This is a genomic window from Mesorhizobium sp. M0848 (genome assembly GCF_040319805.1).
In the GTDB taxonomy this organism is placed as follows: domain Bacteria; phylum Pseudomonadota; class Alphaproteobacteria; order Rhizobiales; family Rhizobiaceae; genus Mesorhizobium.
Genome location: NZ_JAMYOM010000003.1, coordinates 1 through 24,831 on the forward strand (window position 1 = coordinate 1; position 24,831 = coordinate 24,831).

21 protein-coding genes are annotated in these 24,831 nt (G+C 58.4%); all 21 read left to right on the top strand.

Translation table 11 applies throughout. The annotated features are described in order from the left end of the window. On the top strand, positions 1 to 674 hold a 674-nt coding region (locus NKH95_RS03760), incomplete at its 5' end, for an NAD-dependent epimerase/dehydratase family protein (protein WP_352891102.1). Positions 675 to 771: 97 nt separating this feature from the next. Beyond that, entirely contained in the window at positions 772 to 1,602 is an 831-nt protein-coding gene (locus NKH95_RS03765; RefSeq protein WP_164892844.1) for a glycosyltransferase family 2 protein, read from the top strand. Further along, positions 1,599 to 2,867: a polysaccharide biosynthesis protein gene (locus NKH95_RS03770; RefSeq protein WP_128302896.1), complete on the top strand. Its 1,269-nt coding sequence runs from the start codon at positions 1,599 to 1,601 to the stop codon at positions 2,865 to 2,867. The genes NKH95_RS03765 and NKH95_RS03770 overlap by 4 nt, the downstream gene beginning before the upstream one ends. Beyond that, on the top strand, positions 2,860 to 3,636 hold the full coding sequence (locus tag NKH95_RS03775; RefSeq protein ID WP_352441361.1) for a class I SAM-dependent methyltransferase: 777 nt from the start codon (positions 2,860 to 2,862) through the stop codon (positions 3,634 to 3,636). The genes NKH95_RS03770 and NKH95_RS03775 overlap by 8 nt, the downstream gene beginning before the upstream one ends. Positions 3,637 to 3,641: 5 nt before the next feature. Further along, entirely contained in the window at positions 3,642 to 4,451 is an 810-nt protein-coding gene (locus tag NKH95_RS03780) for a class I SAM-dependent methyltransferase (protein ID WP_128302898.1), read from the top strand. Further along, complete coding sequence (locus tag NKH95_RS03785) at positions 4,429 to 5,586, top strand: glycosyltransferase (protein ID WP_352441360.1); 1,158 nt, start codon at positions 4,429 to 4,431, stop codon at positions 5,584 to 5,586. The genes NKH95_RS03780 and NKH95_RS03785 overlap by 23 nt, the downstream gene beginning before the upstream one ends. Next, a complete protein-coding gene (locus NKH95_RS03790) occupies positions 5,583 to 6,725 on the top strand; it encodes a glycosyltransferase family 4 protein (RefSeq protein WP_352891103.1) in 1,143 nt (380 codons plus the stop codon). The genes NKH95_RS03785 and NKH95_RS03790 overlap by 4 nt, the downstream gene beginning before the upstream one ends. Before the next feature lie 57 nt (positions 6,726 to 6,782). Then, a complete protein-coding gene (locus NKH95_RS03795; protein ID WP_127295725.1) occupies positions 6,783 to 7,217 on the top strand; it encodes a hypothetical protein in 435 nt (144 codons plus the stop codon). A 152-nt stretch (positions 7,218 to 7,369) separates the two neighbouring features. Further along, the gene (locus NKH95_RS03800; RefSeq protein ID WP_352441358.1) at positions 7,370 to 8,428 is read left to right on the top strand and encodes a Fic family protein; all 1,059 of its coding nucleotides are present in this window, start codon (positions 7,370 to 7,372) and stop codon (positions 8,426 to 8,428) included. Positions 8,429 to 9,084: 656 nt separating this feature from the next. After that, positions 9,085 to 9,411 (top strand): hypothetical protein, encoded by a 327-nt coding sequence (locus NKH95_RS03805; RefSeq protein ID WP_352441357.1) that lies wholly within the window; start codon positions 9,085 to 9,087, stop codon positions 9,409 to 9,411. Positions 9,412 to 9,744: 333 nt separating this feature from the next. Continuing rightward, positions 9,745 to 10,065, top strand: coding sequence for a hypothetical protein (locus NKH95_RS03810; protein ID WP_352441356.1), 321 nt, complete (start codon positions 9,745 to 9,747; stop codon positions 10,063 to 10,065). A 121-nt stretch (positions 10,066 to 10,186) separates the two neighbouring features. Further along, on the top strand, positions 10,187 to 10,996 hold the full coding sequence (locus NKH95_RS03815) for a tyrosine-protein phosphatase (RefSeq protein ID WP_352441355.1): 810 nt from the start codon (positions 10,187 to 10,189) through the stop codon (positions 10,994 to 10,996). Continuing rightward, positions 10,996 to 11,778 carry a polysaccharide biosynthesis/export family protein gene (locus NKH95_RS03820; RefSeq protein WP_031212196.1) on the top strand — a complete coding sequence of 261 codons (783 nt, stop codon included), beginning with the start codon at positions 10,996 to 10,998 and terminating at the stop codon, positions 11,776 to 11,778. Before NKH95_RS03815 ends, NKH95_RS03820 begins: the two co-directional genes overlap by 1 nt. Before the next feature lie 29 nt (positions 11,779 to 11,807). Further along, entirely contained in the window at positions 11,808 to 14,186 is a 2,379-nt protein-coding gene (locus tag NKH95_RS03825) for a GumC family protein (protein ID WP_352441354.1), read from the top strand. Continuing rightward, on the top strand, positions 14,074 to 15,333 hold the full coding sequence (locus NKH95_RS03830) for a tetratricopeptide repeat protein (RefSeq protein ID WP_352441353.1): 1,260 nt from the start codon (positions 14,074 to 14,076) through the stop codon (positions 15,331 to 15,333). The genes NKH95_RS03825 and NKH95_RS03830 overlap by 113 nt, the downstream gene beginning before the upstream one ends. Further along, on the top strand, positions 15,330 to 16,661 hold the full coding sequence (locus NKH95_RS03835; RefSeq protein ID WP_352721789.1) for an O-antigen ligase family protein: 1,332 nt from the start codon (positions 15,330 to 15,332) through the stop codon (positions 16,659 to 16,661). Before NKH95_RS03830 ends, NKH95_RS03835 begins: the two co-directional genes overlap by 4 nt. Positions 16,662 to 16,805: 144 nt before the next feature. Next, positions 16,806 to 17,687 (top strand): glucose-1-phosphate thymidylyltransferase RfbA, encoded by an 882-nt coding sequence (rfbA, locus tag NKH95_RS03840; protein WP_023808535.1) that lies wholly within the window; start codon positions 16,806 to 16,808, stop codon positions 17,685 to 17,687. Between the two features lie 3 nt (positions 17,688 to 17,690). Further along, positions 17,691 to 18,242, top strand: a complete 552-nt coding sequence (rfbC, locus tag NKH95_RS03845) for a dTDP-4-dehydrorhamnose 3,5-epimerase (protein ID WP_023808534.1) — start codon at positions 17,691 to 17,693, stop codon at positions 18,240 to 18,242. A gap of 22 nt (positions 18,243 to 18,264) precedes the next feature. Further along, positions 18,265 to 19,335, top strand: a complete 1,071-nt coding sequence (rfbB, locus tag NKH95_RS03850; RefSeq protein ID WP_352441351.1) for a dTDP-glucose 4,6-dehydratase — start codon at positions 18,265 to 18,267, stop codon at positions 19,333 to 19,335. After that, positions 19,332 to 20,234 (top strand): dTDP-4-dehydrorhamnose reductase, encoded by a 903-nt coding sequence (gene rfbD / locus NKH95_RS03855; protein ID WP_352441350.1) that lies wholly within the window; start codon positions 19,332 to 19,334, stop codon positions 20,232 to 20,234. The genes rfbB and rfbD overlap by 4 nt, the downstream gene beginning before the upstream one ends. Beyond that, positions 20,231 to 24,814, top strand: coding sequence for a glycoside hydrolase family 99-like domain-containing protein (locus NKH95_RS03860; RefSeq protein ID WP_352441349.1), 4,584 nt, complete (start codon positions 20,231 to 20,233; stop codon positions 24,812 to 24,814). The genes rfbD and NKH95_RS03860 overlap by 4 nt, the downstream gene beginning before the upstream one ends. Positions 24,815 to 24,831: the final 17 nt, after the last annotated feature.

Here is a 24,831-nt window from a genome sequence, read left to right on the forward strand (position 1 = left end):
CCTGCCGCAACAGCGCCGTCGCGCACCTGACCTATGCCAGCACGTCGAGTGTCTACGGCGCCAACACCGACATGCCGTTTTCCGAACATCGTCCGGCCGACCATCCGCTGCAGTTCTACGCCGCGACCAAGCGCGCCAACGAACTGATGGCGCACAGCTACAGCCATCTGTTCCGATTGCCGACGACCGGGCTTCGCTTCTTCACCGTCTATGGTCCCTGGGGTCGCCCGGACATGGCGCTGTTCCTGTTCACCAGGAACATCCTGGCCGGCGAGCCGGTCAAGCTGTTCAACAACGGCAACCACACGCGCGACTTCACCTATGTCGATGACATCGCCGAAGGCGTGATCCGTGCCAGCGACAGCCCGCCCACGGGCAATGCCGCCTGGGACTCCAGCCGTCCCGATCCGGCCACAAGCAGCGCCCCCTGGCGCATCTTCAACATCGGCAACAACAACCCGGTGAAGCTGACCGCCTATGTCGAGGCGCTGGAAAACGCGCTGGGCCGCAAAGCCATCGTCGAACTCTTGCCGCTGCAGCCCGGCGACGTGCCCGATACCTTTGCCGACACCTCGGCGCTGGAGCAGGCGGTCGGCTACCGCCCGACGACGACGGTGACCGAGGGCGTGGGGCGGTTCGTCGAGTGGTACAAGGCGTATTTCGGGCGGGGATAAGGCTCGGCGTTTCCCGGCTGATCCGCGCTGTTCCATGATCACGTAACCAGGAGCAGATGGAATCGATACGGCTCGCAAACAGGCAGTCTGCAATCCATTGCAGTCCCAGGCGCTATTGAGCGTCTGCATCCCCACGTTCAATCGGCGGGATCGCGTTGCGGCGCTGGTTCAGCAACTGTTGCGTACGGACTGCCCATTGCAGATATGCGTCCATGTCGACGGTTCGACCGACGGAACGAACGAAGCGCTTGCGGAAATCGCATCTCGCGATGCCAGTTTGGTGGTCACCACCGGCCCGAATGACGGCAGAGGCCGCGCGATGTTTTCGGCGATTGCTTCCGCCACTGGCGACTATTGCATGGTCTTCGATGATGACGACGATCTCTTCACCGATCGCTTGCCGGAAGTCTGTGAGCACCTCTCGCAGAGAAGTGTCGATGAGAAGATTGCGGGTTTTGTGTTCTCGATGGCTCTTGGCCACCCAGAGAGGGCAGCAGAGCCGTTTCCGTCGGAACGGACAAACCTGATAAAGATGCGGGCCGACGAACGGGTGGTCGGCGACAAGAAGGAGGTCATCAAAACTCCTTTGCTTAAACGGGTTGCCGTGCCCCCAGCGGGGCGGTTCCGCCGTGTTCCAACATCTCTTCTCTGGTCCAGATTGGCGATCGAATACGACGTTATCTGTGTCAATGTCGAGATTGGACGGAAACGATATTTGCCGGAGGGGATGACGGCAAGGATTCGGCTTCTTCAGCGGCAAAATGCATACCCGATGTTGTTGCTGAACTTGAACTACATCAAGGCGTTCTGGCTAGGACGATATCGGTCGGTTCGGTTCCTGGGCAAGGCGGTTCTTGCCTGTTTGAGCTTTGGTGCCTTGAGTTTCCCGTTCTTGCTCAAGAGGTCATTCGTGCGGGTGACTTCATGAAAGAAGCCAGCCTGTGGAAGTTGGTGGAAGCCATCGTAATACGAATTGTTCCTGGTCTTCTGAACATAGCGACGTTGCTGTACATCGGCAGCCATCTGGAGACTGGACAGTACGGTATTTTCAGCACGACGATTGCAACAGTTTCATTTATTTCGACACTTGTTTTTGGAGTCGCGACCTATTCGATAATGCCGGTTTCCGCAAAAATGCATGCCGCGGGAATGGGTAGAGAGTACGTATCGTCCATCTTGACCGTGCTGGCAGTTGTGGCGTTGTTTGTCGTCCTGTCTGGACTGGCACTGACGTGGCTGGGATTTGGCAATGCCGTTGCCGCGACCATCATCGTTTCTTTCGGCTTGCACACCGCACTTCAAGAGATTTTGAGGTCACAACTGCGCTTGTGGGCGTACGGTTGGTCGGCGATTGGCCAGGCCGTCGCATACCAGGCAGGAGCCATAGTCCTGCTTGTCGGAGATGCGAAAGTAGGCTCGGCTCTTGCAGCCTTTTCGCTCAGCTATTTCGTCGGAGCGCTGATTTCATTTGCCTTGCTGGGACCTAGGAATCTGAGACGGCCTGGCTTTTCCTATCTTGCCGGGTCTCTGGTCACTGGCTGGGGATTTGTGTTGAGCAATCTGGCCGAGAGCGGCGTGTTTGTCGGCATCCGATACATAGTTTTGTTGCTTGGCTCCGAGACCCATCTCGGTGTCTTCTCGTTTTGTGTCGATCTTTCACAACGGTCCGTCGGCTTCTTCATGAATGCGGCCAGCTTCGTTTTCGTGCCAAGGGCGTTTCTCAGCGCCGCAAATGGAAACGTCAGGGAGTTTCGGCGCGGACTGTTCGAGGGAGCGGCCATCGCACTCATTTTTGCGACCGCGGCGGCGGCCGGAATAGTTGGCCTGTTTTTCTCGGGCCATGCCTCCGGATGGCTGGGGAAGTCTTTTGACCCTGTGGTGTTCGGGATCGTTTCTTGTGCTGTTCTGGTCAACAGGACGAAAAAGGTGATCATCGATCCGTTTGCGCTTCGGTCGAGCAAAGCGATGACGTTGACCTATTCCTACGCGATAGGGGCGTTGGCTTGCTGTTGTCTGGCGGCATTGGGTCTTTGGTGGCGGGTGCCGCTTGGCAGTGAAATGGCGTTTTTGTTCGGATATGTCGTTGCCGCTGCCTGTTCCTTTTTCGCATTGAGGAATGTGATTGCAGACCAAGGGCCTGATGCGAAACAGCGCACTGTTTTGGTGGTCGGGCCGGATGCCAGAAATGAATGAGAAGAAAGCACTCTACGACGAGGAAAACAGGCGCATCGTCCATGTCGGCACGGTGGCTGATGACGACTATTGGGATTCTCACTGGGCCGAAGGGATTGTCTTGAGGCCGGATCGCTTTGTCGTTGAAACCACCAGGCGATACCTGACCGGATCGGCCAAGATCCTGGACGCTGGATGTGGCTTGGCCAATACGGTCCATGGCCTCCACCAGGCAGGCTTTTCCGCCTACGGGATCGACTTCGCGCAGAAGACCGTGGGGATGGTGAACCGTGCCGCGCCCCATTTGCAAGTGACCGTGGGGGATGTTCGAGCAACGGGCTTCGCGGACGAATTCTTCGATGGGGTGTGGTCTCTGGGGGTGATCGAGCACTTCTTCGACGGTTACGATGAGATCGCATTGGAGATGAGGCGCATCATCCGGTCAGGAGGAGTTGCCTTCGTGACAGTGCCGAGCATTTCTCCTCTCCGACGGCTGAAGATCAGAATGGGTCTCTATCCCAGGTTTTCAGGTGAACAGGCCGGATTTTACCAGTTCGTTCTTGAGCCGTCTTCGATTGTTTCCAGTTTCGAACAGCACGGCTTCAAGCTTCTGGGATCACAGCCAAGGGGAGGCTTCAAGGGGCTGAAGGACGAGACATTTTTCTCCAAGCCGATGCAGGCCTGGTACGACAGCAAGAATGGAATCCTGAGAGGTTTGCGTGCTGCCGCGGACCGGTTGCTCGGCCCATTTTCGCATCATACGCGGCTCTACGTCTTCCACAGGATATAGCGCGGATGTCAAATCCGAGTGGGCGCAGATCGCCAGACGAAACCGGTGGTGAAGCAGTGTCGATATTGCGAAAGTTTGTTCGCGCGAATGTGGCCATTTCCGAGCTCCTGGACAGTGCTCTGCCGCGGCGCCTTCGCATCGACGGCAACCGGACCTTTGCGACGGAGATAGCACCTCCCTTACTTACCTCAAACGCACGGGTTTACGATCTTGGCGGGGGTGCCAGGCCGTTCGTCAGTCTTTCGGAGAAGCGGCGCCTGGGGCTTTTTGTCGTTGGGCTCGACCTCGACGCGGAAGAGTTGTCGAAAGCGCCACGCGGAATATACGACGAGGAGATTGAAGCGGACCTTACCTCGTTTAGGGGGAGGGGCGATGCTGACGTCGTCATTTGCCAGGCAACGCTCGAGCACGTCCGTGATGGCGAGGGTGCCCTGCGCGGCATTGCCAGTTGCGTGAAGCCGGGAGGCATGGTTGCCATTTTCTCGCCCTCGCGCAACGCCGTTTTTGCCAGATTGAATCGGGTCCTGCCGGAGGGGATGAAGCGACGGCTGCTTTTTGCGATCTATCCTGAAAAGGGCATGGGTCATGACGGGTTTCCGGCCTTCTACGACAAGTGCTTGCCCAGTGACGTCGAGACAATCGCAAAACGGAACGACCTGGAACTTGTCGAGCGCCGTCTGTTCTGGAAAAGCTCCTACTTCTATTTTTTCGTGCCGGCCTTTCTTGCCTGGCGCATCTGGTTAGGCGTTTCGGCCCTGTTTCTCCGCAAGGATGCCGCGGAAACCTACGCCTATGTCTTTCGGCGAAAACAGTGAGTTCCCGCGGCTCATGAAAAGGAAGCTCGCGCTGATCGCCATTCCGCTCGACAGAAGAGGCGGTGCCGAAACCATCCTGAAACTTGTTGCGCGCGCACTCGCGAGGCGACCCGACTGGGACGTCGAAATCGGTTTCTTGGGTAGCCAGGCGGCGGGCGAGGCCGCTGGATCACACCAGGACGGAATTCGGTGCAGCTACGGCTTTGGCGGCGGCAAGGCCATGAGCGAGTTTTTGCTCGCCCCGCGGCTGCTCCGGCGTCGGTACGATTTGGTGTTCTCGAGTCACGCACGGGTAAACTCGTTTCTGGCTGCCGCCCGAAGCATTGGACTTCTCCGCAGCCATAGGCTGGTCGCCCGCGAGTCCACGGTACTTCTGGATCGCTTCAAGGGTCCTCGCGCGCTCGCTTACAAGGCGCTCTACGCTGCCTATGGCAGCCAAGACATGATAGTCGCGCAAACGAGCTATATGAATGAACGCCTGCGTGACGTATTGCCCCGGCGAGCAATCGCCAAGCTGTGTACTTTGCCCAACCCGGTCGACGAAGATCTCATCGTCAAAATGTCCATGCAGGCATTGTCCGGGCACGACGCCGAGATACTTTCCCGCCGTCCGCAGATAGTCTGGTGCGGCCGGCTGATCGATGTGAAGCGTCCGACGATCGCGGTTGATGTGCTGGCCGAAGTCAGACGAAGGACCGGCGAGGATTATGAGCTGACCATGGTTGGCTCTGGCCCCATGGAAGCGGAGTTGAGAGCCCGCGCCGGCAAGCTTGATCTGGCCTCGCGACTAAATCTGCTCGGCCAGAGAGACAACCCGTTTCCGCTGTTTCGCGCTGCGCGTGCCGGCTTGCTTACGTCGGCGACGGAGGGATTTCCCAACGTCCTTCTGGAAATGATGGCTTGCCGGATTCCCGGCATCGTCACCACCCCCTGTGCGGGAGATCTGGACATGCTGTCGGGCCTGGAGATTTCAGCCGGCTTTGGCGCGTCGGAAATTGCGGAAGCACTGCTGAAGGTCATTCAAGTCGGTGATCGGTCGGCCTTGTACGGAAAGACCTTGTCGGAAAGATCGCCGGATCGGTTTGCGGATATGCTGTTGAGAGCGCCGTCGTCATATCCGGGTGGGCAGAGATGACGGCCGTTGCTCGCAACAAGATAGTCGTCTCGATAAACACATCCTGGAATGTCGTCAATTTCCGCAAGGGACTGATCGAGGCGCTGCGGAGCCGTGGCTATGACGTGGTCGTCGTCGCGCCGAGAGACGAGTATTCTCCGCTGATTGGGGCCATGGGCTGCCGCTATGTCGAACTCGACATGGACAATTCCGGCACGTCACCGTTGCGGGATTTGGTCCTTCTGTGGCGCTACTGGCGTCTCTTGCGGCGCGAGAGACCGCTGGCGTTTGTCGGCTTCACGATCAAGCCCAATGTGTTCGGCTCCATCGCGGCCAATCTGAACGGCATTCCCGTCATCAACAACATTTCGGGATTGGGGACGGCGTTCGTCCGCGGTGGTCTGCTGCTCAGGATTGCCAAGGCCTTGTACCGGGTGGCATTGGCCCGTTCCAAAATGGTTTTCTTCCAGAATGACGATGACCGGATGCTGTTCGTCGACGAACGTCTGGTTCGCAAGGATCGAACCGCGCTTTTGCCTGGCTCCGGGATCGACCTCGTGCGTTTTGCCCCGTTGTCCGAAGCGCGCACCGGGTCTGGCGCCATCGTCTTTCTTCTCGTGGCCCGGCTTCTCTGGGACAAGGGTGTCGGCGAGTTCATCACGGCGGCCCGTCGGGTTTGCCGTGAGGTGCCCGGAGTGCGTTTCCAGCTACTCGGCTTTCTTGATGTCGAAAACCGGACCGCGGTCAGCCGCGAGCACGTGGAAAAATGGGTTGGCGAGGGATTGGTCGAATATCTCGGCTCCACCGACGATGTGCGGCCTTTCATGCGTGCCGCCGATTGTGTCGTGCTGCCCTCTTACAGGGAGGGAACGCCGCGCTCGCTGCTCGAGGCGGCTGCGATGGGCAAGCCGCTGATCGCAACCGACGTGCCAGGATGCAGGGAAGTGGTGGACCACTCCGTCAATGGCTTCCTATGCAAGGTGAGGGACCCTGATGACCTTGCGAGCAAGATGGTCGAGTTTGCGCGGCTGGACGGCTCGTCCAGGGACAGGATGGGGGCACAGAGCAGAAACAAGGTCGAGCGGCAGTTTTCGGAAACGATCGTCATCGAGAGGTACATGCAGCAGATAGAAAGACTGAGCGCCCTTGCGACGAAATGAGCGGACCGGCCGCACAGGGTCGGATGGAGGATGGTTTTGTCAGTCAGGAGCATAGCGTTGCTTGCCGTCGTGGCTGTTTTGTTTGGTGTTGGCTTTCTGGGCATCATCGTGATGCAGAGGGGCGGCCCGTCCCCCGCGAAGCCGGTAGCCGAGCTCAAGCCGTTTGACGGCAAGCTCGCAATCCCATCGGTCGATGATCTACGCGTCGGCGGTCGCAAGATCCTGCTGTGCGGAGCGGCGTTTTCCAGGCCTCAGGCTATGCGCCTCCTGGTGACGGAAGCGGCGCGCCGAGACTACCAGGGGCTCGTCCTGGCCTGCAAACCTGTCGGTGCCGGAACACCTTGCGACGGCAAGATCGCCTCCAGGGTTGGCGATACCCTTGTTGTGCAGTGCTTGACGGCCGAGGGCGAAGATTTGGCCACCATACTTACGCAGGGCGGAATTCTCTGCGGCCAGCCGGTTCAGGCCGGCGCAACGTACAAACCTTGCTGAGCAGGTCGCCAGTAAAGACCGGAGCCTCTTGCGGCGAAGTGAGTGGGTCTTGTTCTCAAGCTGGCCGGCTGCCCGTATTTGGGTATTTATGGGTCCTTTCTTGGGTATGTCGGTTCTTGAATTTTCGGGTATTTGTGGGTATATTTGTGGGTATGACCCTGAAGATCGACTCTCTGCAAATTACCACCGAAATCCTTGCCCTGGTCTCGGAGATCGACGAATTCAAAGGGGCTTGGCGAGCGATGGGCGCGCTCGCTCCGGAGCGCCTATCGGCTCTGCGCCGCGTTGCGACCATCGAGAGCATCGGCTCTTCTACCCGTATCGAAGGAAGCAGGCTTACTGACGGCGAAGTGGAGCGGCTGCTCGCCAACCTCGACATCAAATTCTTTGAGTCCCGAGACGAGCAGGAAGTCGCCGGATATGCGCAGGTCATGGGAATGATCTTCGCACATTTCGATGCGATTGATCTGACCGAAAACCACCTGACACAATTACACCGTGACCTGCTGGCGTTCAGCAACAAGGATGAACGCCATCGCGGTGCATATAAGACACTTGCCAATAATGTCAGTGCGTTCGATGCCGACGGAAAAGAGATCGGCGTCATCTTCGAAACGGCGACGCCTTTTGATACGCCGAAGCGGATGAAAGAGCTCGTCGAGTGGACACGCGACACACTCAACGAGCAAAGCCTTCACCCTCTGCTCGTCGTCGCAATCTTCACGGTGGTGTTTCTGGAGATACACCCATTCCAGGACGGGAATGGACGGCTGTCGCGCGTTCTGACGACGCTCCTGCTGATGCGCAGCGGATATGCGTATGTGCCTTACTCTTCCCTCGAAAGCGTGATTGAGAACAGCAAGGAAGGCTACTATCTGGCGCTACGCCAGACCCAGAAGACGATCCGCAGCCCGAACCCCAATTGGCAGCCATGGGCTGTGTATTTCCTACGCGCTCTGCAGCAGCAAAAGCGGAGGTTGGAGAAAAAAATCGAGCGGGAGCGCCTTGTGCTCGGCACGTTGCCCGAACTCTCGCTGCAAATCGTTGAGGCCATCAATGAGCGTGGGCGCATAACCATCAGCGAGATCGTCAACTTGACAGGTGCAAACCGAAATACCGTCAAAAAACACTTGGCCATTCTGGTCGAAGCGAACCATCTGGCCCAACATGGAACCGGCAAGGGAACGTGGTACGGCCAAAATAGGCGGTAAAGGCTCCAAGTCTGAGGCACGTCGACTTGGTGAATTGGATCGAGGTGGGGGCATGGAGCCAGATCTCCATGGCCGAGAGATGAGGAATGGGTAGCCGAGCCGGCCGTCTACCCCCGTTGGCCGCGATTGGTATCGAGCCGATCTCGAATTACATGCTGTCAGCAGGAATATCTACACCGAAAATGTATCTATAATTCAATATATTAGCTTGGGTGTCGGAAGGTTTGGCGCGCTCAGCTTGGTCAAATCTTATCGAGCCAGTCACCACAGAAAGGAGACGTCAAATTTTTGCCCGATAATAAGAAACCTGTGAAAGTTAGTCGAAAACTATTAATGCGATTTGGCTAAAGTACTGTGCTCGGACAGACACGCATCAGCTTAAATCGCTTCGCGCGCGCGAAACAGGTTGGAATTGTGGCCAAAAACTGGTACGCGCTGATGCACTGCCTTTGACTGGGTGCGTCTGAAGTGGTGCAGCAAGAAGGGATCGAAGACTGATGAACCTTGTGGTTAAAACTGCGCTTGCCGTATTTGTCGTGTCAATCGGGTTTGGTCCAGCTTCATCGTTTGCCCAGGATGCTTCGTGCAGCTGCGCGACACCCTATCAAGGTTCGGCAAACCCGATCGGATCCATCCGTTCCGCCATCGGTGATGTGATGGTGTCGCAGACGGCGGGCTATGGCGCTGCCAAGGTTGGAAGCGCGCTCGATTTCGGCAGCCGTGTGGTGGTTGGCGCCAAGGGCGAGGCCTCCGTTCTGGTCGGCGGCTGCAATCTGGAGGTTTCGGCCAATTCGAGCCTCGACGTTTCCCGCCTTGGCGACAACATTTGCCTCAAGCTTGTCGGCTCGGAGCAGACGGCTGCTATTCAGCCCTCCGGGGGCGGCGCTGGGTTCGGTCCGCCGGAGGCGATTTTCGCCGGGGCGCTTCTGACGTCTGGCGTGCTCGCGGCGACGCAGGACGACGACAACGGCGTCAGCCGCTGACGAAGATATGGCGGCGTCGGCCGCTGTAGAGAAGGGTCTGGATAGGTTGGCGGGGCCGGCTGGTTTGTTGGGTTTGTTAACCATATTGTTCTATTGCTTGGAGCGGGGCGGGCTGTAATTCGTACCAACAGGGCGAGTTACAGGTTTTGGTGGGGTAAAATGATGAGTTGCCATCGGTTCGGGGCTGCTTTTGCTTTTGTTGCATTCGTCGCAGGGGGCGTCCTGTTCGCCGCTCCCGAGGCTGTAGCTCAGCAAACCTGTTCCTGTCTTGCGCCCGTGCCGGCGTCCGAAGACGCGATAGGTCGTCTTACGCAGGTCCGGGGTGATGTCCAGATGTCCCAGGCCAGCGGCTATGCAGGGGTGGATGCCGAGGCGCCGGTGTATGCGGGCGCGCGCATCATGACCGGGGCGCATGCGTCTGCTTCGCTGGCTATCGGAGCCAATTGCGCGCTCGATATTCCAGCCAATGCCACCGTCAAGGTCGACCCTATCGAAGGCGGCATGTGCGTTTCGCTTGAGACACCATCTGCGACGATCGTACCCGCCAGCTCAGAACCTGGCATGCTGCCGGTTCTCTTGGGCGGCGCCGCCGTCGGTGGTGCCGTCGCCCTTATTATCGGCCTGCAGGATGACGACGACGCGGTCAGCCAATAGGCGGGATACGACCCCCGTTGTTTTGCGTAAATTTGTCAAATGCGTCATTCGCCTTCATGCGGGTGACGCGTTTCTATTTTTGTCGAGGCGAAGCTTTGCCTCCTCTCAACCAGAAACGCCAATGATCGACCTGCATTCACATATCCTGCCCGGTCTCGATGACGGTTCTCCTGACTTGGCCATGTCGCTGGAGATGGCACGGCTGGCAGTCGCCGACGGTACAACGCATATGGCATGTACGCCGCATGTAATGCCTGGGGTTTATGAGAACGCCACGCCAAACATTGCCGAGGCTGTTCAGGCGTTGGAACTGGAGCTTCATCGCGCTGCCATACCGCTTACCCTATACGTTGGCGCTGATGTTCATCTCGCGCCTGATCTTCCCGATCGGTTGAGGCTTGGTACGGTGCCGACTCTGAACGGATCCCGCTATTTCCTGTTCGAACCGCCACATCACATTCTGCCTCCGCGGCTCGAAGATTTCGCCGCGCGTCTCATAGGCGCCGGCTTCGTGCCGATCCTCACTCATCCAGAGCGGTTGACCTGGATCAAGGCGAATTACGACGTCATCGAGAGGTTGAATACGCTAGGCTGCCTTATTCAGCTCACGGCTGATTCTGTGACGGGGGCCTTTGGACGTACGGCGCTCTACTACTCGGAGAAGCTGCTGGATGAGGGCAGGGTGGATATTGTCGCCTCCGACACGCACGGCGCCAGCCGGCGGCGGCCAGGGCTTTCGCAGGCGGTTGTCGCCATCGCGAACCGGTGTGGGGAAGATGAGGCTTACAACATGGCAGTGAAACGCCCGGACGCGATATTGCAAAATCGGCCGCTCGTGCCCATCGGAAAGCAAAGCGCGAGGAAATCGGGCGGCAGCAGTGCGGGGCGGTTTGGCGGATTGGGCCGGTTGTTCAAGAGCGGGGCTCTTTGATGGGCATTTTCGATCTTGCAAGAAGTCATGCGGGCACCGTGCCCGCTTTGCTCGCATCGCTAGCAATATCTGCTTGCGCAAGCACTTCGTCGACATCGACGTCCTCCACCAGTTCTGTCGATGCGCTGCAGCCGATGGCGTCTTCATCGGCGCTCTCAGGCGGTGGTACGCTGCAGGTGGTCAAGGATCTCCCGCCGCCGCAGAATACCCAGAACGGCAGCGAGCAGCCGCTGTCTGCCAACGATGTACTCGAGGTCAGTGTGTTTCAGGTCGATAATTTGAACAGAACAGTTCAGGTCGACGCGGGCGGGCAGATTTCGCTTCCGCTGATTGGAACCATGACCGCAGCCGGCAAGACCGTTCGTCAGCTCGAGAAGGAAATCGAGACTGCCTACGGTGAAAAGTACTTGCAGTCGCCTGACGTGACGATTTTCGTCAAGGAGTCGATTGGCCAGCGCATCACGGTCGATGGTGAAGTCAACAAGGCCGGCATTTATCCGGTGTCCAGCAGCGCTTCCTTGCTCGACGCGATCGCCCTTGCCGGAGGGTTCAATCCGGTCGGTGATGCCGGTAAGGTCTTCGTCTATCGCAATGTCGGCCAAAACAAGCTGGTCGCAAATTACAATGTCGAGGAAATCCGCGCCGGCAAGAACCGCAACCCGCGGATCTATGGCGGCGACGTGGTCGTCGTTTTTGCTTCGAAGTCGAAAATCGCGATGAACAATTTGAAGGATGCGCTGGGCCTCGCCTCCAGCGCTGCCCGCATTGCGGTCATTCCGTAGACACGGACAACCCCAGGATCACCTCGCGTATGCTCGATCGCAACAGGCAGCCCCAACTTGCCGGACCCGGACATGGCCAGGCCCTGTCCGCGGACTCCTATTACGACGTGCCGCAAAACTACGGTCCCTATGGTCGCGACTATGCGGGCCAGGATGAGGGGTTCAACCCGCTCAAGCTGCTTTTATACATCGTCCAGTATCGCTGGCTGATCGTCATGATGGCAGCGGCCGGGCTCGTTGCCGGCGTCATCGTGACGATGATGCAGACACCAAAATATCTGGCGACGACGCAGCTCGAAGTTCTGGTGCCTTCGGCGAAAGTGTTTCAGGACATTGAGGTTGTTTCCGAAAACAGCGACGTCCGGGCCTTCCTGACCGCTCGGGAGAAGCTGAAGAGCCGGGCATTGGCTCAGCGCGTGGTGTTCCAGCTTGGGCTTAGCGAAAAACCGGATTTTCTGTTTCCGACGCCGAGCTTTTCCCCGAGCAATATTGTCTACCGTGCGTTCGGGATGTCCAAGTCACCCTCCATTGAGGAGAAAACGCCCGAAGAGCGCGAGGCAATTGCGATCAAGCGCATCCAGGAAGATCTGACGGTCAATCTGGTCACCAATACAAGCCTGCTATCGATCACCTTCGTCGATCAAAAGCCGAAATATGCAAGCGACGTTGCCAATCAGGTTGCGCAGAGTTTTATCGATCAACGTCTCGATCAGACCAGCGAGACCTCTGACCTGGCACGGCAGTTCATCCAGGAACAGGTTTTGCAAGTGAAGCAAAAGCTGCAGACCTCCGAAGAGGAACTGGTCACCTATGCAAAAGATGCCGGCATCACGGTTACCGGCGATGACAAATCGCTGATCGGCTCCAACATCGAAGCCCTGAACACCGCCCTGGCCACGGCAATCCAGGAGCGTCTTGATGCGGGGCGGGTGGTCGATCAGATAGAAAAGGGCCGCGGGTCGAGCCTCGGTCCGGTTCTGGAAAGCGAAGGTTTGCAGAAGCTTAGCGATAAGCTGGCGGATCTGACCAGCCAGTATCAGCAGAAATTGGGCATCCTGAAGCCCGGTTTTCCGGAAATGCAGCAATTGCAATCGCAGATCAAGGAACTGCAGCGACTCTACAACAACGGCGTGCTGGCGATAACCGATTCGTTGCGGCTGAAATATCAGGAAGCGCAGAACAAGGAAACCGACCTCAAGTCCAAGCTCGCGGAGATGGAGAGGCAGCAGGTCGTCTTCAACGACAAGAATATCAAATACACGATCCTAAAACGCGAAGTCGACTCCAACCGATCGCAGTATGACAGCCTTATCGCCAAGCTGAATGAAGTCGGCGTTAGCTCGGAGCTCAAGACGCAAAGCGCTGCGATAGTCGATTTCGCTTCGCTGCCCACAGCCCCCTATTCTCCACGTCTGAGCATCAATCTTGCAGTCGCTCTCGCGCTTTTCATGGCCCTGGCTGCATCGATCATCTACATCATCGAGTTGCTGAACAACACTTTCACCAACCCGGAGCAGATCGAGAAAGAGCTGGGGCTGGCGATGCTCGGCATCCTGCCGCTTGTCGGTGACCGCGAACTCATAGCCAGCATCGCCGATCAAAAATCCGGGCTCTCCGAGGCCTATCGTTCGCTGCGAACATCGCTGCAGTTCTCCGGTGCGGAGGGCGCGCCGCGATCGCTGCTGGTGACCAGTTCGGAACCGTCGGAAGGCAAGTCGACCACGTCGTTCAAGCTTGGCCAGGATTTCGCGGCACTCGGCGCAAGGGTTCTGCTTGTCGACGGCGATCTCCGCAAACCCAACCTGCACCGGCTGTTCGGCCTCGACAATGCGATCGGGTTGAGCAACCTGCTGACAAATACCGTTCGCAAGGACGATCTGCCGAGCATTTTCAGACCGACGAAATACCCCAATGTCACCGTGCTGACGTCCGGAACGATTCCGCCGAATCCGGCCGACCTGCTCTCGTCGCCGAAGATGGCGTTGATCTTGACCAATCTAGGCAAACGCTTCGATCTGGTCATCATCGACGCCCCGCCGGTCGTCGGTCTTTCCGACGCACCAATCCTCAGCCGGCTTGCCGAAGGCACATTGATGGTCGTTTCGACCAATCAGGTCACACGCAAGTCAGCCAAAACGGCACTCAAGCGTCTGCGCTCAGCCGGTGCGAACGTGATCGGAGCGGCGATGTCGAAATTTACGGTCAACAAGTTCGATTACAATTACGCCTATAAATACATGAACTATCAGTACTACGACTATGGCGCGAGTACCCCGAAAATTGAGGGCAAAGTCGATGACGGAGCAGGCCAGCCCGCTCACGCGAAATCTCCGGCGTTCAGGCGTTTGGTTCGTCGCCTCCGTTCTGGTGTTGGCGGTTTCGTCGATAGGGCTAAGTCGGCTTCTTGAGTCGGAAACGCCGGCCGTCTCGCTTGCGCTCGATCCCTTGAACACAGATGCCTTGATAGGCGAAATTGCCGGTCGGTTGAGCGAAACAGGCGACGGTGTTGATCTCGACGTCTTGGCGACAAAGGCGAAGGGCGCGCTTCGTTTCAATGTCGCGGATGCCCGGCTCTACAGCCTGATAGGCGAGATTGAGTATCGACAAGGTGAGAAAGACGAGGCTTTTGAACTCTTCGACCAGGCTCGAAAGCTGTCCAAGACTGAAATCCATTCGCTTCAGAGATCGATCGATCGCTCGATCGCAGTGGGCGATCTGTCAAAGGCCGTTGCCGAGATCGACACGTTGCTGCGTCGGTGGCCCGACAGATTTCCAGTCATTGCGGCGGGCATGCCGGCTATTCTTTCAAACCCGGACGGATATCAGGCTGTCCTGGCAGCCTTAAGGATCGAGGCACCGTGGAGGTCCAATCTTTTCTCCGCCCTTGGTAAGGATCCGCGGGGCCTGCGCGTCGCAAATCAACTGTTGCTGGACCTTGCCGGATCGAGCTCACAACCGACGTCGAAGGAGTTGTCTGCCGTAATCAACGGGTACATCCGGCAGAAGGAATACGAGGCGGCCTATCGGCTGTTCCTGTTCAGTCTGTCCGATCAGGAGCGGACACTGGCCGGATACATTTTCAACGGCGGCTTTGAGCATATCCTCAGCGACAAGCCATTCGACTGGCAGGTTCGCGACCCCTCCGGTCTGGAAATTACCTTTGCCGGGGCGCGCGATGTCGGCGAAAGCGATAGCGGAGCGACTGTTCGATTCCTGAATACGCCGGTGAAGAACGCCGCGCTCCAGCAATATGTCGAACTGCCTCCCGGCTCCTACAGGATTTCCCTGATCGCCTCCGCGAGAAACCTGAAGCTGCCCAAACAGTTGTTCTGGTCCATCAGATGCGCGGATCCGGCGGGCGAAATAGCGCGGTTCAACATTCCGGAAGGCACATTCAATCGGCGGCAGTTGAGCCTGGATTTCGCGATCGGACCAGGCGCGTGTCCCATGCAATTGTTGCGGCTGGAAACAGCTGCCATCGCTGAGAGCTGGCGATTTCGGTATGTTGGCACGCTGGTCATGCACAAATTGAGCATCGAAAGAGTTTCATCTTGAGAGAGCGGTCAACCCGGTCCACGGAATGGGAAAAATATCTGCTTGGGTCGGTTCTTTTCCTGTCAGTGCTGATTGGCGGCGGCACCGCGAGCGGTCTCTACACCGAAGCGCTGATCGAGGTGGCGGCGATTGCAGCGGCCGCGGCCGTCTTTTCAAGGCCGTCGGAGCACGGCATCCCTCGCTCGGCCCTGTGGTTGCTTGCTCTGGGCCTAGCCGTGTTCTGTTTTCAGATCGTGCCGCTGCCTGCCGCCCTGTTGAGCGGATTGCGGCCTGAGGTTTTACTTGCAAATCCATGGCTGAGCGGTGAAACCGGGCTGCGTTTCGTCAGTGTCGGCGTGGGACGTACGATCGAGTGTCTGTTGTACTTCGTGGCGATGGCTGCATTCTTTCTGAGCGTCACCCGCTTGCGCCCAGATCAGATCTACGGTCTTCTGCCCTTCTTTTTCATGGGTGTCATCTGTAACGGACTGGCTGCGGCGATCCAGTATTCGCTCTCCGACACGGTTGCCATACAGGGTTTGCTGCCGTTCACGATCAATGCGGGACTGTTTGCCAACCAGAACCATTTTTCAGCTTTGCTCTTCGTCTCCGTCCCCTTCGTCGTCTACTACGGCCTGTTTCGCGGGCACCTTCTGTCCGGGTCGCTCGGCTTGATAACGCTGCTGCTGTTGCTCCTGGCCGCCGGTTCGCGCGCCGGTATTCTGATAGGGCTGGCGATCACAATAATATCGGTTGTCTTTCTATCCGCGCGCTCGAGGCTGGGCGGGTATGGAATACCCGCTGTCTTCATCGGGCTTTCGCTTTACACGATCGGGGCGTGGACGAAGATCGATGAGGAAGTGGTTGACCCGGCCTTTGGACGGGCCGAATTTGCCCGCACGACGATCGCGGGAATTGAAGAGAACTGGGCGACGGGCGTCGGCTTTGGCAGTTTTCCGAAAGTCTACCAGATTTACGAAAAGGGAGAGATGATCTTCAAGCCCTACGTCAATCACGCCCACAATGATTATCTGGAATTGGCACTTGAAGGTGGCGCGCCTGTTGTCTTTCTGGTCGCGGCCTACTCGGTATTGGTTTTTGCGTTTTCCCTTGCGGCACGGCGAGATCCGCTGCAGAAAATGGCATTTCTCTCAGTATCGTTTCTGCTCGTTCATTCCCTGGTCGATTATCCCATGCGAACGGCGGCGCTTGCGATGACTTTCGCCTATATGAATGGCATCATCTTTCACAAGGGATTCGCTGGGCGGTTAAGCCAGAGAGGCGAGTCGACCGAGGCCCATGATGACAATCTGCTTGTTCCCGTCAGGCCGGCCTTGGCAAGACGATAGCAATGCGTCGCCTGGAATTGGCCATGGATTGGCGCTGGACCGTGACCCGGTCGTTTGCCGAACGCCGAGATTGACAAGCCATTGCATGGAACCTAAGCACGGGCGGCTGGGGCCGGGGGGTTCAGGCATGTCAAGGAGAGCTTCTTGAAAGGAATTATCCTTGCTGGAGGCAGTGGAACGCGTCTTTATCCACTAACATTAGCAGTCTCTAAGCAAATTCTGCCGATATACGACAAGCCGATGATCTATTATCCGCTGAGCGTTCTGATGCTCGCGGGTATCCGTGAAATTCTGATCATTTCGACGCCGCGTGACCTGCCGATTTTTCGCGATCTGCTTGGCGATGGATCGGAGTTCGGCCTCGACCTGTCCTATGCCGAGCAACCGCAGCCCAACGGGCTGGCGGAGGCCTTCATCATCGGCCGCAATTTCATCGGCAAGGACAACGTGTCGATGATCCTCGGCGACAACATCTATTTCGGCGACGGGCTGTCGCAGCTTTGCCGCGACGCAGCCTCGCGCGAAAAGGGCGCTTCGGTGTTCGCCTATCATGTCGAGGATCCCCAGCGTTATGGCGTGGTTTCCTTCGACAAGGCCACAGGAACGGCGCTGACGATCGAGGAAAAGCCGCAGGTGCCGAAATCCAACTGGGCGGTCACCGGTCTCTACTTCTATGACAACGACGTCGTCGACATCGCCCCTGCCATCCGTCCCTCGGCGCGCGGCGAGCTCGAGATCACGGCGGTCAACAACGTCTACCTCGAGCGCGGCCAGTTGCATGTGCATCGGTTGGGGCGCGGCTTTGCCTGGCTCGACACCGGCACGCATGACAGCCTGCATGAGGCCTCGTCATTCGTGCGCACCATCGAGCACCGCCAGGGCATCAAGGTCGCCTGTCCCGAAGAGATCGCCTTTGAACAGGGTTGGCTGACAGTGGACCAGGTTCTGCGTCGCGCCGACCACCTGGGCAAGAATGAATATGCCGCCTATCTGCGCCGGCGTGTCGTCGACCTGTCGGAGGGCTAGGCGTTGGAGGTCAGGCCCCTTGGCATCGATGGCGTGCTGGAAATCGTTCCGAAGCGACATGGCGACGCGCGCGGCTTCTTCGTGGAAACCTACAATGCCGAGCGCTTTTCGCAGGCCGGCATAGACCTGGCCTTCGTGCAGGACAATCATTCCTATTCCGCCGCGGCGGGCGTCTTGCGAGGGCTTCATTATCAGCTTGCGCCGCGCGCGCAGGACAAGCTGCTGCGCGTCATCCGGGGCAGCATTCTCGATGTGGCGGTCGACATTCGCCGCGGTTCGAAAACCTTCGGAAAATGGGTCGCTCTCGAAGTATCGGCCGAGAAGGGCAACCAGATTCTGGTGCCAAAAGGCTTCGCGCACGGCTTCGTGACGCTCGTGCCCGACACCGAGGTCCTGTATAAGGTGACCGACACCTATTCGCAGGCGCATGATCGGTCGATCCGTTTCGACGATCCCGACATCGGCATCGAATGGCCGTCATTGACCGGCGGGTTCCAGCTCTCGGACAAGGACCTCAAGGCGCCGCTGCTGGCCGCCGCCGAGGTGTTCGCCTGATGGGTTACGTGAGGACAGCGGCATGAATTTTCTGGTGACGGGCGGTGCGGGCTTTATCGGTTCGGCGGTGTGCCGGCATCTGTGCGCCAACCCGGCCTATCGGGTGACCAATCTCGACAAGCTTACCTATGCGGGAAACCTGGCCTCGCTGCGGCCGATCGAGAACGCACACAATTATCGCTTCGCGCAGGCCGATATCTGCGACGAAAAGGCGGTGCTCGACATCCTCCGGCGCGACGATATCGACATCGTCATGAACCTTGCCGCCGAGAGCCATGTCGACCGCTCGATCGATGGGCCGGGCACCTTCATCGAAACCAACATCGTCGGCACCTACAAGATGCTCAATGCCGCGCTGGAATACTGGCGCGGCCTGCCCGAAGACAGGAAGAGCCATTTCCGCTTCCATCATGTCTCGACCGACGAGGTGTTCGGCGATCTTCCCTTCGACGGCGGCATGTTCGTCGAGGAAACGCCCTACGCCCCATCCTCGCCCTATTCCGCCTCGAAAGCGGCCTCGGACCATCTGGTGCGGGCCTGGCACGAAACCTATGGCCTGCCGGTCGTGCTTTCCAATTGCTCGAACAATTACGGGCCCTATCACTTTCCCGAAAAGCTGATCCCGCTGGTCATCCTCAATGCGCTCGATGAAAAGCCGCTGCCGGTCTATGGCGCCGGCGCCAATGTGCGCGACTGGCTGTTCGTCGAGGATCACGCGCGCGCGCTGGAACTTGTCGCGACCAGGGGACTGCCGGGCGAAAGCTACAATGTCGGCGGCAATTCCGAGCGGACGAACCTTGGCGTCGTCGAGACGATCTGCGATCTCCTCGACAGCAGGCGGCCGCGGGCAGGGGGCAAGAGCTATCGCGACCTGATTTCCTTCGTCACCGACCGCCCCGGTCACGATCGCCGCTATGCCATCGACGCCTCGAAGATAGGCCGGGACCTGGGCTGGGCGCCCAATGAGAATTTCGACAGCGGCCTCGCCAAGACCATCGACTGGTTTCTCGACAACACATGGTGGTGGGGACCGATCCGCGAGCAGCGCTATGCCGGTGAACGGCTGGGCGAAGCGCGCAAGGGGGCGGCGTGAGGCTGGTTGTCACAGGACGCGACGGGCAGGTCGCGGCAAGCCTCCTGGAGGCCGGCCAGGCGACCGCCGGCGTTGAGGTCATCGCCATTGGCCGTCCGCAACTCGACCTTTCAAGACCCGACACCGTGATCGAAGCCATCGCGGCCGCGAAGCCGGATATCGTCGTGTCGGCTGCCGCCTACACGGCGGTGGATCAGGCCGAGGATGAGCCCGATCTGGCATTCGCGGTGAACGCCATCGGCGCCGGCAAGGTGGCGGAAGCGGCGGCGCTGCTTGGCGTTCCCGTCATTCATCTTTCGACCGACTATGTCTTCGACGGCACCAAGGACGCGGCCTATGTCGAGACCGACGCGACCGCATCAGCCAGCGTCTATGGCGCCTCCAAGCTTGCCGGCGAGCAGGCGGTTGCATCGGCCAATCCGCGCCATCTGATCCTGCGCACGGCATGGGTCTACAGCCCGTTCGGCAAGAATTTCGTCAAGACCATGCTGCGGCTGGCCGCCGACCGCGACGAGATCGCGGTGGTGGCCGATCAATGGGGAAATCCGACATCTGCACTTGATATCGCAGACGCAATCCTGCATGCGGCGGCACAGCTGCACGAGGGCGCCGCCACATCCGGCATCTATCATCTGGCCGGAACCGGCGAGGCCAACTGGAGCGGCTTTGCCCGCCATATCCTCGACACAAGCCGCGTGTTGGGTGGTCCCTGGGCGCGGGTACGGGACATTGCTACGATGGACTACCCAACCAAGGCGCGCCGCCCCGCCAATTCCCGGCTGTCGAGCGCGAAATTCGCGGCGGCGTTCGCGTGGGATGCGCCGGACTGGCGGCAATCGACGGAGGCGGTGGTGCACCGACTCCTAGCCAGTGAGATGAAACAAGTATTGACGGCATGAACAAGCACCCGTCACCCGAGACCTTGCGCGATGCGATGCCTGCTGGCAAGGCACGCGCCAAAGCCAAAACGGCAAGGCCTGCAAAGCAGGCTCTTTCACTTCGTGACCTGTACGACGCGCATCGCGGCAAAGTGTCGGATAAATGGTCGATCTATCTCAGCACCTACGACGATATTTTTTCAGAGTATCGAGACAGGCCGGTTCGAATCCTGGAAATCGGAGTTCAGAATGGCGGATCCCTGGAGATATGGCAGAAATATTTCCCCAATGCTGAAATAATCGTTGGTTGTGACGTCAATCTGGCTTGCGGGAATCTCGTTTTCGACAGCCGGAAGATAAAGATCTCCGTAGGTGACGCCAATACTGATGAAACAGAGCGCGACATCATCTCGATGTCGGAAAAGTATGATATTATAATTGATGACGGATCGCACCTATCCTCGGATATAATACGCTCGTTCGCACGATATTTCCCCCATCTTTCCGAAGGGGGCATGTACATCGCCGAGGATTTGCATTGCAGTTACTGGCAGGAGTTCGAGGGCGGTCTCTACGATCCGCTTTCCTCAATCTCGTTTTTCAAACGCCTGCTTGATGTAGTCAACCATGAGCATTGGGGACTGGATCGTCGTCGGGTCGATGCCTTGGCGACTTTCGCCGACAGGCACAAAGTCACATTCGATGAGGCTTCTCTCGCGTCGGTTCATTCCGTCGAGTTCTTGAACTCGCTTTGCATTGTCACGAAGCTGCCTATTCCGGAAAACGTCCTGGGCGCGCGCAACGTGCACGGGCGGGTCGCGCTCGCCGACGGGAGCGTGGTTCTTCTCGACGAGACGAAGAGCAAGGCGATCGATCAAACCGGAAATCCATGGTCGTTGAAGGCAACAACGATGGAGGAGGAGATCGAAACCAACCGGAAATTGGTGGGGCATCATGGGGCGCGTATCGAGGCTTTCTCCAGCGAGATGGCTGAAATGCGAGAACAAATCCGGACCTACAAAGACGAGATCTCAAGCGCAAGGACACAAGTCAGCGCAAGAGACGACGAGATTGCTCAAGGGCGGACACAGATCATTGCGAGAGACAAGGAGATCGAGCTCCTGCAACAAAATTTGTCGATGGCGCACAGGGCGACGAGTGCGCTGCTTGCGGATCGCGACGAGGCGCGATCCGAGGAAATCCGGTTGCATGAGGTTCTCGATGCCGTTTATGCCAGCACATCCTGGCGAGTGACCAAGCCTCTGCGGGGGATTGGGAGCCGCGTCCGCGCTATCGGCGATGTTCGCATACGGGTCCGCCGCTTGGCGATTCGGGGTGCCTACGGTTGTTGGCACAATCTGCCGCTCTCCATCGACCTCAAGCGAAAATTGAAGAGAGCGGCGTTTTCGACCTTTCCTTCGCTGTTTGGCGTTACGAATGCCTACCGCGCCTGGAGAAGCATGGAGGCACCCCAAGCGCCTGTGGGCAGCAACGAGATGGTCTTGCGCGGGGCGCTGGTCAGTTCCGGCCCGATCTTCTCGCCCGAACCAGTCTATGTGCCGCTTCTCGATGCGCCGCCGTTGCTCCAGAAGCCGGTGCGCGTCATCGCGTTCTACCTGCCGCAATTCCACCCGATCCCCGAAAACGATGAATGGTGGGGACAGGACTTCACCGAATGGTCTAATGTCCGGCCCGCTGAGCCGCAATTTATCGGTCACCACCAGCCGCACGTGCCGGATACGCTCGGCTACTACGACTTGCGCGATACTGCTGTGCAGCATCGCCAGATCGAAATGGCAAGGCTCTATGGAGTGGAAGGCTTCTGCTTCTATTTTTATTGGTTCGGCGGCAAGAGGCTCCTGGAAAAGCCGCTCGAAAACTGGCTCGAGGATAAGCGCCTCGACATGCCATTCTGCGTCTGCTGGGCCAACGAGAATTGGTCGCGCCGCTGGGACGGAATGGACCAGGAGATCCTGATCGCTCAGGATCACTCCCCCCAGGATGATCTCGCGTTCATCGCCGAGGTCGCGCCCTATCTTCGTGACCCTCGCTACATCCGCATCAATGGCAAGCCGCTGTTGCTCGTCTATCGGCCAAGCCTGCTCCCGGCGGCGGCTGAGACAGCGCGGCGCTGGCGGACTTGGTGCCGGGAGAACGGCATCGGCGAGATTTTCCTGGCCTACACCCAGTCCTTCGAATCTGTGCCCCCCCATCGCTACGGGTTCGATGCCGCCGTGGAATTTCCGCCAAACAATTCCGCGCCGCCAAATGTCACGCATACAGTGACGCCGCTGCATGAGGATTTTGCCACGACCGTCTATGACTGGTCGGTATTCCCACAACGCAGCGAAACCTATTCATCCCGCAAATACAAGCTCTTCCGTTCGGTTTGCCCGGGCTGGGACAATACCGCACGCCGCAAGCGCGGCGGCACGGTGTTCATCAACAACACCCCCGAGCTGTATCGCAGATGGCTGGACAATGCCATTGAGGACACCTTGGCCCATATTAGCGAGCCATCCGAGCGGGTGGTTTTCGTCAATGCCTGGAACGAGTGGGCGGAAGGCGCTCACCTGGAGCCCGATAGCGTTAACGGCCACGCCTATCTGCAAGCGACCCGCGACGCTTTGGAGGCGGCGAAGGGGAAGTCCAAGGCCAGGATTGCAATCGTTTCCCACGACGCCCACCCGCATGGGGCGCAATTGCTGGCTCTCAATCTGGCCAAGGGATTCAAGCAGCTTGGTTTTGAGCCCGATCTCATCGTGCTGGGCGACGGGCCGCTGCTCGGCCGTTTCGCCCACGCCGCGACCGTGCACAGGATCGACTTGCCTGAACAAGGCGATGCCGATGTGTTGAAACGTCTGGCCACCATTAGAAACAACGGTGCCGAGGTCGCCGTCGTGAATACCACCGTATCCGGAAAGCTCATCCCGCTGCTGAAGCAGGCAGGGTTCCGCACCGTTTGCCTCGTCCATGAACTGCCCGGAATATTGGCGTCCTACGGTCTTGCTGACGCAGCCGCAGCCATTGTTGAGAACGCTGAAACGGTCGTTTTCCCAGCCGAGATCGTCAAAGCCGGATTCGAAGAGTTTGTTGGCCAACCGGTCAGCCAGTCGGTAGTCAGGCCGCAAGGACTCTATCTGCGTACGCCCTATCTCGCCGATGATCGCCGACAGGTCCGCGAGGCGGTTCGCGCAAGATTAGGGCTTTCGACAAACGCGAGCATCATCCTGTGCGCGGGCTATGCCGACCATCGCAAGGGCCTCGATCTTTTCCTTGATGCTTGCCTCAAGGTTGTGGCATCCAGGCCGGATGCGGTTGCAGTCTGGGTCGGTCATGTCGATACTGTCTTTCACGCCAAGCAAATGCGGCGGGTGAAGGAAGCGGGACTTGAGGGCAGCTTCGTCTTTGTCGGATTGGTGGAAAATCCGCAGGAATACTATTTCGCCGCTGATATCTACGCCTTGACCTCGCGTGAAGATCCATTCCCTTCGGTGGTGCTTGAGGCGCTGGATGCCACAGTGCCGGTCGTTGCCTTTGAGGGCGCTGGTGGCTTCCAGGATCTGCTGAAGCGGGATTGCGGAATCCTCGTGCAGGCATTCGACACCGATGCGATGGCCGAGGTCATTGGCAATCTGCTCGACAATCCAAGTGAAGCCCGGCGTCTCGCCAGCGTTGGCCGCGATATCGTCCGCCAGGAGTTCAGCTTCAGCCAATACCTGCATGATCTGCTGATTTACGCCGAAAAGCCATTGCCGCGGGTGTCGGTCATCGTGCCTAACTACAACTACGCCCGATACTTGGGCGCACGTCTAGGCTCCATTGTCGATCAGACGATAAAGCCCTACGAGTTGATCGTGCTTGACGATGCTTCGACCGATGATAGCGTCGAAGTCATCGAGAAATTTCTGGCCGGTTGCGACATTCCATACCGGCTGGTGGCCAATGCGCAGAATTCAGGATCGGTATTCCGCCAATGGATGCGGGGGGTCGAAATGGCGCGCGGCGATTATGTCTGGATCGCCGAAGCCGACGACCTCGCCGATCCCGATTTTCTGGCCGAGCTTCTGCCCGCCTTCGAACGCGAGGAGGTGGTGATGAGCTATTGCCAGTCGCGACAGATGGACGGCGCCGGCCGGGTCTTGTCCGAACACTATCTCGACTATGTGTCGGACATCGACCGGTCTCGCTGGACGAAACCCTACGTCGTGGACGGCCGCCGGGAAATCGCCGAGGCACTTTACCTCAAGAACACCATTCCGAACGTCAGCGGCGTCTTGTTTCGAAGGGAGGCGCTCAGGAATGCGATGGCCAAACACAGCGAAGAGATCATGTCGTTGCGCAACGCCGGGGATTGGGTGACATATTTGCGTCTGCTCGAAAATGGTTCGATCGCTTTTTCCCCGCGTTCGCTCAATTCACACCGCCGGCATCAGTCGAGCGTAACCATAGGAAATTTCGATCTCAGGCACCTACAGGAGATCAGGCAGGTACAGGCCGATACAATCCGCAGCCACGATCTTGGACCTGCCGCGCTCGAACGAGCGAGCATCTACAGCCGTGAACTCAGTGAACGATTTGGTATTCCAATTCAAGAATGACGACGCTGGTGACTGTG